This window comes from Pseudomonadota bacterium, assembly GCA_026388315.1.
In the GTDB taxonomy this organism is placed as follows: domain Bacteria; phylum Desulfobacterota; class Syntrophorhabdia; order Syntrophorhabdales; family Syntrophorhabdaceae; genus MWEV01.
The window spans coordinates 23,450-33,329 of sequence record JAPLKA010000083.1 but is presented as its reverse complement, the minus strand read 5'-3'; the positions used below and the strand labels follow the sequence as shown (position 1 = coordinate 33,329).

Genomic DNA, 9,880 nt, shown 5'->3' with positions numbered 1-9,880 from the left:
GTGGGCAGTATAGGAGTCGAACCTACGACCTCTGGTATGTGAGACCAGCGCTCTAACCATCTGAGCTAACCGCCCATATTTTAATAATACACTATTTGCAAAATTAAAGTCAATGTTATCAACAATTTTAAAATAAGTGAAGGGCAGAATATCACTCTGAAATGAATTTTTGTTTGATTTTTCCCGTTAATAATCTATTATTATTTCACTATGAATAAATTTATCTTTGGTCCGGTTCCATCGAGAAGACTGGGGTTTTCCCTTGGGGTTGATATTATTCCGAGAAAATTCTGTAGTTTTGACTGCATTTACTGTCAGGTAGGCAAAACAACAAATCAGGAGATTCAGAGAAAAAGTTTTTTTGATGTTCAGGAAGTGGTTGATGAAATAGTCGAAGCGTGTGCCCCCCAAAACCATATTGATATTGTAACCTTCTCCGGCTCAGGTGAGCCAACCCTTAATGTCGATATTGGTCGGATGATAAAAGAGATTAAAAAGAGGGTTGATATTCCTGTATCGGTAATCACAAACAGCTCACTTCTCTATGATGAAGATGTCAGACAAGATTTAAAATTCGCAGATATTGTTCTGCCATCCCTCGATGCAGCAAGCGAAGACATATTCCATTATGTTAACAGACCCCATTCCCTCATAGAACTGGACTTAATTATTAAGAGTCTGAAAAAATTCAGAAACGAGTATGAAGGTAAAATCTGGCTTGAAACCATGCTTATGAAGGATATAAATGATGACGCAGAAGAACTGGATAAATTCAAAAAGATCATCGGTCTTCTTGGTGTTGATAAGGTTCAGTTGAATACCGTGACAAGACCTCCAAAAGATGATGCTGCGAAAGGGATAAGTCAATCTGAGCTTCAAAAGATAAGCAGATTTTTTGGAGATAATTGTGAAGTTGTCTGCAGTTTTAAAAAATTCAGGCCGAAAAAGGATATTAAAGACCGGGCAGAAACAATCCTGGATATACTCAAAAGAAGATCATTAACATTAGATGATATTGTAAGGACTACCGGCTTGACATTACAAAAGGCGAAAGATACCCTCCGGACTATGGAGCATGCAGGAAAAATAAAAAGTTTCCATTTCGGCAACAACATATTCTATATGCATAAAGAGCAATAACTCGGTATAGTACGAGAACAACACATTACCGGGAAGATTGTTATTGACAAATTATCGTACCAGCATTTACTATAAATCCCGTATTGTGTTTTCCTTCCAAAAAAAATTTCAGGGGGATGAAAGAGAGGTGCAAGTATGGAGATAAGAAAATGGCATAACGAAAAAACGATCCAGAGGGCAGTAAAATCACTTGAGTCAAATTTTTTTGACGCGGCCTTTTTCCCTGACAGGGAAACCCTTATGGACAAGGTGTTGAGTTATGTAAAACCCAAGATGAAAATAGGGTTTGGCGGCTCCCTCACCGTAAGGGATTTGGGTATTGTTGAGCACTTGAAAAACGAGGATGTTGTGCTTCTTGACCATTGGAAACCAGGGCTTTCAAAGGAGGAGATCAGCGAGATCAGATTTCAGCAGTTGACATGCGATCTTTTTTTCTCAAGCGCCAATGCAATCACAGAAAAAGGTGAAATTATCAATATCGATGGTTCTGGCAACAGGACCAACAGCACAGCATATGGACCAAAAAAAGTAATCATTATTGCAGGTTACAATAAAATAGTGCCTGACATGAATGCAGGAATTGAGAGGATTAAAAATGTAGCTGCACCAATGAATGCAAAAAGGCTGAATCTCTCGCTGCCATGTGCAGAAACAGGCCACTGTCATGATTGCAGATCTGAGGCGAGAATATGCAGGATTATATCGATTATGCAGAGAAAACCGGGCGGAACAGACATCTCTGTTTATTTAATCAACGAAGAATTGGGACTCTAAAAGGAGGGTTATATGAAGATTAAGCGGGCAGTGATAAGTGTATCGAACAAGGCAGGTCTATCGGAATTGGCTCCATTCCTGAAAGGCTATGATGTGGAAATCCTTTCAACGGGTGGCACAAAAAAATATCTCGACAGCATAGGTGTTAACCCCATCGAGATAAGCGCCTATACGGGTTTTCCTGAGATTATGGATGGAAGGGTAAAGACGTTGCATCCGAAGGTACACGGCGGGATACTCAATATCAGGGATAATGCGGAACATCAGAAAGCAATGGAGACTTTAGAGATAAAACATATCGATATGATAGTTGTGAATCTCTATCCTTTTAAGGAAGTGATAAGCAAAGGCTGTACCTTTGAGGAAGCGATAGAGAATATAGACATCGGCGGCCCGTCGATGATAAGGGCGGCAGCAAAAAACTTTAAATTTGTTACTGTAGTTGTCGACCATGAGGATTATTCGAAGGCTATGGAAAATATTAAGGCAAACAACGGTGCAACCACAGAGGATTTCAGGTTTTATCTGGCTAAAAAGGTATTTGCAACTACCGCAGATTATGATGGCGCTATTACTGCATATCTGGCAGGAGTGAAACGATAGATACTTGATACTGGATACTGGTCCAGTATCAGACACAAATATGAAAGGAAAATCGGAATGAAGGTTCTTGTTATTGGTGGTGGTGGGAGAGAACATGCCCTCGTATGGAAATTGTCGCAGTCAAAAAAGGTAAACACTATTTTCTGTATCCCCGGAAATGGGGGAATTTCCGAGATGGCAACCTGTGTTGATATGAATGCTAATGACACGGATGGGCTCATCGCATTCTCAAAAAAAGAAAAAATTGAGCTTGTCATCGTGGGACCTGAAAATCCTCTTGCATCAGGGATTGTAGATGGCTTCGAAAAAGAGGGTATTCCCATTTTCGGACCCAGGCAGAAAGGTGCCTTGATTGAGACAAGCAAGGTATTTACAAAGGAATTGCTGGATAAATACGGGATACCTACAGCTCCTTTCAAAATATTTTCTGACTATGATAAGGCAGAAAAATACCTGAAGGGATTAAAACCGCCATATGTTGTAAAGGCTGATGGTTTATGCGCGGGGAAGGGGGCTTATGTTATAACAGACCAGGCAGAAGGTGAAAGTGTTCTTAAAGATCTGTTGGTCAACCTGATTCATGGAGATGCAGGTAAAAACGTTATTATTGAAGATTTTCTACCGGGTGTTGAGGCATCATACCTTGCATTTACCGATGGGAAATCGATATTGCCTATGCTCGCCTCGCAGGACCATAAAGCGCTGTTAGACGATGACAAAGGTCCTAATACCGGCGGTATGGGCGCCTATACACCGATTCCATTTATCGGTAAGGATATGGAAGAGGCGATTAATCAAAACATAATGCTCAAAACCATACAGGCTTTACAGAGCGAAGGGGTAGTGTATAAAGGAGTATTATATGACGGATTAATGCTGTCAGGCGGTACCCCCTATACCCTTGAATTCAACGCCAGACTCGGGGACCCGGAAACACAGCCGATTCTTTTTAAAATGGAAAGCGATATTGTGCCCATCGTTTTAGCCTGTGTAGAAGGTAAATTGAATACGATTGAGCATATCAAATGGAAAGAGGGCGTCTCCATATGTGTTGTCATCGCTTCGAGGGGGTACCCTGATAAACCGGAAAAAGGCAAAGTTATCAGAGGCCTCGAAGACCTGAAAAACAAGAAAGATATCATGGTATTCCACGCCGCCACAAAAAAGGTTGGAAATGATTTTTATACCTCCGGCGGGAGGGTTCTCGGAGTAACCGCTACAGGAAAAACATATGAAGACGCCATAAAGAAAGTCTATGACGCGGTTTCATATATAGAGTTCGAAGGCATGCAGTACAGAAAAGACATCGGGGCAAAAGCCTTAAAATACAGTATAGAGCGCTCAGCATAGAGCGTAGAGCGGTTAAGACAGTGAATAGTGAACAGCACAAAATATCTTTGACTATATACTATTCACTAACGACTATTCACAAAAAATATGGAGGTAGCAATGGGTAAAACATATAATATCGCTGTAATACCAGGTGACGGGACCGGTCCTGAAGTGGTTGCAGAAGGGATAAAAGTTATTAATGTCATATCGAAAAAATTGGGATTTACGTTGAAATACACCTATTATAATCTTGGGGGGGAACGTTATTTAAAGACAGGTGAAATACTTCCTGATAGTGTCCTTGGCGAGTTGAGACAGTTCGATGCAATATATCTTGGGGCAATAGGTCATCCTGACGTTAAACCCGGGATACTCGAAAAAGGCATTCTATTAAGGACAAGATTTGAGCTTGACCAGTATATCAACCTGAGACCCGTGAAACTCTATGAAGGTGTTGACACGCCGCTTAAAAATAAAGGACCTGACGATATTGACTTTGTTGTCATAAGGGAGAACACGGAAGGGCTGTATGTAGGGGCAGGTGGAATTTTAAAAAAAGGGACAAAAGATGAAGTTGCCACACAGGAGTCTATTAACACAAAAAAAGGTGTGGAAAGATGCATACGTTTTGCTTTTGACTACACAAAAAAACGTAACAAAGAAAAAAAACTTACTTTGTGTGCCAAAACGAATGTCCTTACTTATGCTTCTGACCTCTGGGAAAGAACTTTTTATGAGGTTGCCAGGGAATACCCTGATATAAAAACAGACTATGCCCATGTTGACGCTACCTGTATGTGGATGGTGAAAAACCCGGAGTGGTTTGATGTGATTGTTACTGATAATCTGTTTGGAGATATTATCACTGACCTCGGGGCAATGATTCAAGGCGGCCTGGGCATCGCTGCAGGCGGGAATATAAATCCTGAGGGAGTGTCCATGTTTGAACCGATGGGTGGGTCTGCTCCCAAATATACGGGGAAAAATGTGATAAATCCCCTTGCTGCAATACTTGCAGGCGGAATGATGCTCGAATTCATTGGCGAAGGAGAAGGCTGGAAAATTTTAGAAAAAGCTGTTCAAAAGGCCTTGAAAGAGGATATCAAATCTCTCGATGCAGGGAAGATGGGGATGGGGACAAAAGAAGCAGGTGACCTGATAGTGAAATATGTTAATAAATAAATCCGTGAAGCATCATTCGTGAAGAGTGAAGTGCAGACTGAATACTGGATATTCTCGATACTGGATTCTGGTTCAAACCAGTATCCAGTATCTTGTTTTATTATCTGGTTTCTTTCAGTTTTTTACTTAATGTATTTCTGTTAATTCCTAAAAGTTTTGCTGCCTTTGAAACATTGTTTTTTGAGAGTTTCATGGCAGAACCGATAAATACCTTCTCAATGATTGCCTGAATCTCCATGAGTACTTTGTCTTTATCATTCACCTTTGATAACAACAGGTTTTTTGCTATATGTTCCATTTTTACCTCAAATATATTGTATAACTCAGTATTATCATTTGGTGTTTTACTATCATTCATGATCGGTGCCATTTTTGGCTTACGGTGACAAATCTAATTTTTAGTTGACAAGAAAATAATTAAATTATAGTTTTAATCACTGTATACTGTATACAAACTTCTTTTGTATTTTATATTGTATTTTATATTAGAATGGTCTTTATATTGTTGTCAAGCCTTAATGCTTAACAACTCAAAATTGTAACAAGAGGAGTATTTATGAGATTGCCGCCTTTTGAAGTTCTGGAACCGGCCACATTAAAAAACGCCTTATCCATGCTTGAAAAACACAAGGGAAAGGTTAAAATTGTTGCAGGGGGCACTGAAATTGTGGGTTTAATGAAACTCGGCCTTTCTGTGCCTCCATATATTTTGAGCCTGAGAAAAATAAAAAATCTTCAGGGCATCAAGGAAAGTAAGGGCCAGATTATAATCAGAAGTAATACTACCTTGCGAGAGATAATTGAATCCTCATTGATAAATGACCTCTTTAAGGGAATTTCTCAAGCTGCAAACTTAGTTGCTGCTCCTCCGATCCAGAACAGGGCCACCATCGGGGGGAATATTTTCCAGAACAGCCGCTGTATGTATTATAACCAGTCAGAACTTTTCAGAAATGGTCTTAAGCCCTGCTATAAGGCCGGTGGCGTTATGTGCCGGGCGGTAAAAGGGGGGAATCGGTGTTTTAGCGTTTACCAGAGTGATATGGCTCCTGCATTAATCTCTTTTAATGCGAAGGCAAAGCTGGAAAAAAGTGACTCGTCACGCACTATTTTAATTTCCGATCTGTTCACGGGAAAAGGTGAGAACCCGCACTCAATTGGGGAGAACGAACTGCTCACGGATATTATAATCCCCATCCCAAAAGGACAATACTCTTCTGCTTATGAAAAACTGAGAATCAGGAAGAGCCTTGAATATCCGTTAATGTCTTCTGCAGTGTTTGTGTCTGGAAATATGAATGGAGAAGTAATTGATGCGCGCATTGTCCTTGGTGCTGCGGGGTCATCTCCAAAGATCATTGATAAGGCATCCAAAGTACTTAAAGGAAAAAAACCATCGAATAAAGACATTGAAGCGGCATCAGGGGCGGTTCTTCAATTTGTTGAAGTTGCTGATAATCTGCCCGTGCCTGCTTCATACCGTCGAAAAATGGCAGTAATATATACAAAAAGGGCAATTCAGAAGGCACTGAAAGATTTAAGAAAGGACAGGTAATTATGAAAAAAATCACGTTAACACTAAAAATCAATGATGAAAAATACGAAATTATCACTTACCCGAACCGCACCCTTTTAGAGATTTTAAGAGATGACTTGTTATTGACCGGAACAAAGGAAAGCTGCGGTGAAGGAGCATGCGGGGCGTGCACTGTATTGCTTGATGGTCTTCCTGTGAGATCATGCCTTCTGCTTGTCACAGAGGCAAAAGATTGTGAAATAACCACAATTGAAGGATTAGCAAAAGGTGAAAAACTCGACCCTGTCCAGGAATCATTCATCGAACATCATGCAATACAATGTGGATTCTGCAGTCCCGGGATGATACTAACGGCCCGTTCACTCCTCAATCACAATCCTGCACCCACAGAAGAAGAGATCAGGTTTGCCATTTCCGGGAATGTCTGCCGTTGCACCGGATACGCAAAGATAGTTGAAGCAATACAAGCATTATCAAATAGGGGGAGGGAATAGATATGGGTGATTTTTCGCTTATCGGAAAAAGCATGAAAAGAATAGATACGCCTTTAAAGGCAACAGGACAGGCCCAATTCAGCTCTGACCTCATGCTCCCCCGTATGCTTATCGGGAAAGTCCTGAGATCCCCTTATGCCCACGCAAAAATCCTTGAGATTGACATATCAAAAGCTGAAAAACTTCCAGGTGTTAAGGCTGTTATAACGGCGAAAGACACATGTGCTGACAAATGGGGTGTGTTCCGCTATACACAGGACCAGCAGTTCCTGCCGACGGATAAGGTTCGTTATGTGGGAGAAGAAGTTGCGGCTGTCGCGGCAGTTGATGAAGACACGGCAATTCAGGCACTGAAACTCATTAAAGTAGAATATGAAGAACTTCCGGCAGTATTCGATATGAAATCAGCACTTGAATCCGGTGCACCACTGATTCATCAGGATCATCCGGGGAACATTAATATCCATGTAAACATTGACGTTGGTGATGTGGCAAAGGGATTTGGGGAGTCTTATTATGTCAGGGAAGATACATTCACAGCGCCGGAGGACTCATATTTTCAGGGAGAGCCTTATGCTGTGGTTGCACAATACGATCATACCGGCAGCCTTGAAATCTGGATGCCCAATGCCGGTCCTCACTTGAAGGCAAAACCCTTATCGAACGTACTTAAAATACCCCTAAATAAAGTAAGGGTGAGGAAGATTGCTATAGGTGGTGCATTTGGCGGACGTTCCGAGATTTCTCCTGCAGATGTGATCTGTGCCTTCCTTGCCAGAAAATCCCAGCGACCTGTCAAACTTGTCTATACAAGGGAGGAAAATTCCATTGCCACACGGCAGGCACATTCCATGATTGCCACAATAAAAACAGGGGTAAATAAAGAGGGTAGGGTAATCTCACGTGATATAACGTGTCACATGGATGGTGGTGCATACAGTAGTACCGGCCCTATAGCGGTAAGCGTTCCATTTCTGTGTATGGAACAGGCCTATCAGATGGATAATATACGGTATAATGGTTACAGGGTCTTTACAAACAAACCTATCCGGGGAATGTTCAGAACACATGGAAGGGCATTTGCCTGTGGTGTTGATCTGCAGCTTGATATGATAGGTCAGGAACTGGGGATTAATCCCCTTGAAATGCGTCTCAGAAATGCAAGAAAGGTCGGTGAGTTTACACCGACCAAATCATATGTTGCGAGCTGTGGTATGACGGAAACGATTCTTAAGGCCGGCGAGAAAGCGAGCTGGAATGAAAAATGGGGTAAACTTCCCCCATATCATGGAATAGGCATCGGTTGCAACTCAGTGCAAACCGGTTTTCCCATGGGGATCAGGGGAGGTTCACAGGCCTTTATTAAATTCAACGAAGAAGGCGGAATTACAGTCATAACAGGTATTGTCGACAATGGCCAGGGTAACGACAATATGATCGTTCAAATTGCCGCTGAAGAGTTAGGATTAGGCGTGTGTGACGTTCAGCTTGTCAATGCTGATACAGAGGTCACGCCAAGCGATCCCGGATCATACTCAATGTGTGAGACCTTTATCGGAGGCAATGCTGTGAGGCTTGCTGCCCAGGACGCAAAAAATAAACTTTTAAAAATAGCCTCAGAAGCCCTCAAGGCAAGCCCTGATGAACTCACCGTTAAGGATAGGAAAATTTATATTGAAAAAAGTCCGGATAAATCCATATCCCTATCGAAGGTAATCAGGATAGCATTAAGCCGGAGCGAGTCAATCAGCGGTGAAGGATCTTACTGGCCCAAGGTGGATAGCAAGCGTGAATGGGTGGAAAATCCCTCCGGTCAGCTCTCTGAGACCTTTTCTTTTGGTACGGTAATCACTGAAGTGAAAGTTGATCCTGAGACAGGAAAGGTTGATGTCCTCGAAGTTACCGCTGCTCAGGATGTAGGATATGCGCTTAACCCGAAGGTAATCGAAGGTCAATTCGAGGGTGGTATTGCTATGGGTGGACAGGGTGGTATGCTGAGCGAATATATTCTCTGGTATAACGGAAGGGTATTAAACCCTGACCAGCTTGACTACATGGTGCCATTGGCTATCGATATGCCCAGAATCAATAATATTATTGTTGAAACCATTGATCCGAACGGGCCATACGGGGCTAAAGAGGCAGGAATGTCCATTGCAATGTCAGCAGCCCAGGCTTATTGTGGCGCCATCTGTAATGCCATTGGTGTCGATATTAAAGAATTTCCGCTTACACCGGATAAGATATTAAATGCGATAGAGAAAAAGCAAAAGGTGAAAGGTGATGAAGGCAGTGAATAGTGAATAGTGAATAGTTATAAGACGAGATACGTTTCACGAGATACTGGTTTAAAAGATAAGAGGTGAAGGAATGAAGATAGAGAAGATTGACCATATCTGTTTTGCGGTAAAAGACCTTGAACAAACGAAAAGGATATACAGAGAAGATTTCGGGTTAATGCCAACATGTGAATATACTGCGGAATCAGAAAAAATCAAAGTAGCACGGTATTGTATAGGTGAAGTGGCTGTAGAATTTATGGAATCAACTGCACCGGATGGAGAAGTCGCTAAATTTATTGATAACAGAGGAGAAGGCGCCTTCCTTATATCGTACAAAGTAGATGACCTTTCAAAGGCAATGTTGGAGCTTAAAGAAAAAAACATCAAACTTATTGATAGCAAACCAAGAGAGCTCTTCGGGACAAGATATGCCTTCGTACATCACCCCAATAAGCTCCACGGGGTGCTTACCGAGCTTCTGGAAGGGGATTTCGATATTAACAAGAAATAATGTGCCCATATGAGAAAATTATAAT

The 9,880-nt window shown here is 41.7% G+C and carries 10 protein-coding genes and 1 tRNA gene; 9 read left to right on the top strand and 2 right to left on the bottom strand.

Annotated features, from left to right (window positions below):
- Position 1 precedes the first annotated feature (1 nt).
- Positions 2–75, bottom strand: a tRNA-Val gene (locus tag NTX75_11450).
- Between the two features lie 135 nt (positions 76–210).
- On the opposite strand from NTX75_11450, the gene NTX75_11445 reads away from it, so the two are divergent.
- From NTX75_11445 to NTX75_11425, 5 genes are all read left to right on the top strand, one after another.
- Positions 211–1,140, top strand: coding sequence for a radical SAM protein (locus NTX75_11445; protein ID MCX5816835.1), 930 nt, complete (start codon positions 211–213; stop codon positions 1,138–1,140).
- 135 nt (positions 1,141–1,275) lie between these two features.
- Complete coding sequence (locus tag NTX75_11440; GenBank protein MCX5816834.1) at positions 1,276–1,914, top strand: lactate utilization protein; 639 nt, start codon at positions 1,276–1,278, stop codon at positions 1,912–1,914.
- A gap of 12 nt (positions 1,915–1,926) precedes the next feature.
- Positions 1,927–2,517 (top strand): IMP cyclohydrolase, encoded by a 591-nt coding sequence (locus tag NTX75_11435; protein ID MCX5816833.1) that lies wholly within the window; start codon positions 1,927–1,929, stop codon positions 2,515–2,517.
- Positions 2,518–2,574: 57 nt separating this feature from the next.
- The gene (purD, locus tag NTX75_11430) at positions 2,575–3,867 is read left to right on the top strand and encodes a phosphoribosylamine--glycine ligase (protein MCX5816832.1); all 1,293 of its coding nucleotides are present in this window, start codon (positions 2,575–2,577) and stop codon (positions 3,865–3,867) included.
- 99 nt (positions 3,868–3,966) lie between these two features.
- A complete protein-coding gene (locus tag NTX75_11425; GenBank protein MCX5816831.1) occupies positions 3,967–5,031 on the top strand; it encodes a 3-isopropylmalate dehydrogenase in 1,065 nt (354 codons plus the stop codon).
- Positions 5,032–5,131: 100 nt separating this feature from the next.
- Here NTX75_11425 and NTX75_11420 read toward each other — a convergent pair whose 3' ends face one another.
- Positions 5,132–5,329, bottom strand: a complete 198-nt coding sequence (locus NTX75_11420) for a helix-turn-helix domain-containing protein (protein MCX5816830.1) — start codon at positions 5,327–5,329, stop codon at positions 5,132–5,134.
- A 258-nt stretch (positions 5,330–5,587) separates the two neighbouring features.
- Between NTX75_11420 and NTX75_11415 the strand changes: the two genes are divergently transcribed.
- The 4 genes from NTX75_11415 to NTX75_11400 all read left to right on the top strand — a co-directional run bounded on the left by NTX75_11415 (position 5,588) and on the right by NTX75_11400 (position 9,855).
- The gene (locus NTX75_11415) at positions 5,588–6,586 is read left to right on the top strand and encodes an FAD binding domain-containing protein (protein MCX5816829.1); all 999 of its coding nucleotides are present in this window, start codon (positions 5,588–5,590) and stop codon (positions 6,584–6,586) included.
- A gap of 2 nt (positions 6,587–6,588) precedes the next feature.
- Positions 6,589–7,062: a (2Fe-2S)-binding protein gene (locus NTX75_11410; protein MCX5816828.1), complete on the top strand. Its 474-nt coding sequence runs from the start codon at positions 6,589–6,591 to the stop codon at positions 7,060–7,062.
- Between the two features lie 2 nt (positions 7,063–7,064).
- Positions 7,065–9,362, top strand: a complete 2,298-nt coding sequence (locus tag NTX75_11405; protein ID MCX5816827.1) for a xanthine dehydrogenase family protein molybdopterin-binding subunit — start codon at positions 7,065–7,067, stop codon at positions 9,360–9,362.
- Positions 9,363–9,432: 70 nt separating this feature from the next.
- Positions 9,433–9,855 carry a VOC family protein gene (locus NTX75_11400; GenBank protein MCX5816826.1) on the top strand — a complete coding sequence of 141 codons (423 nt, stop codon included), beginning with the start codon at positions 9,433–9,435 and terminating at the stop codon, positions 9,853–9,855.
- The last annotated feature ends 25 nt before the right edge of the window (positions 9,856–9,880 follow it).